At 70.7% G+C, this 399-nt stretch carries 1 protein-coding gene; it reads right to left on the bottom strand.

Going from position 1 to position 399, the window contains the following annotated elements; genetic code table 11:
* A partial coding sequence (gene traA / locus STRAU_RS36180) for a plasmid transfer protein TraA (RefSeq protein WP_037664233.1) occupies positions 1 to 387 on the bottom strand: 387 nt, incomplete at its 3' end.
* Positions 388 to 399 lie beyond the last annotated feature (12 nt).

Below are 399 nucleotides of genomic sequence, written 5' to 3'. Positions count from 1 at the left end.
CGCGTTCGCGGACCGCTTCATCTTGCGGGAGACCTTCGCCGCGCGGATCCGCGAACCCATCACCCTCCCCTCGGGGTCAGGCACCGAGGCAAGCACGCTGTGCAGGATCTCGGCCGCCATGGCGACCTCCATGGACATCATCACGCCCGCCGCCCGCAGGGTGTTGCAGTAGTTGCGCACCTGCGCGGGCGAGTTGAACTCCGGCGGCGGCAGCAGCGACTGCCCGCCCCCGCCGTGGCCGCCGCCCCTGCGGTTGACGTTGATGTTGATCGACGGCATGAAGGAGCCGCCCATCGCACCGACGAAGCCGCCGGCCGCGGCCCCGGCGTTGGCGAACTTGTTGCCCTTGGCGCCCGGAGCAGCGCCGTTACGCGTCGGAGTAGCCATCAGCCCGTCTCC

It is taken from the genome of Streptomyces aurantiacus JA 4570 (genome assembly GCF_000414115.1).
Taxonomy (GTDB): Bacteria; Actinomycetota; Actinomycetes; order Streptomycetales; family Streptomycetaceae; genus Streptomyces; species Streptomyces aurantiacus_A.
Note: the sequence above shows the minus strand (reverse complement) of the source record. Positions and strands in the feature narration are given on the sequence as shown.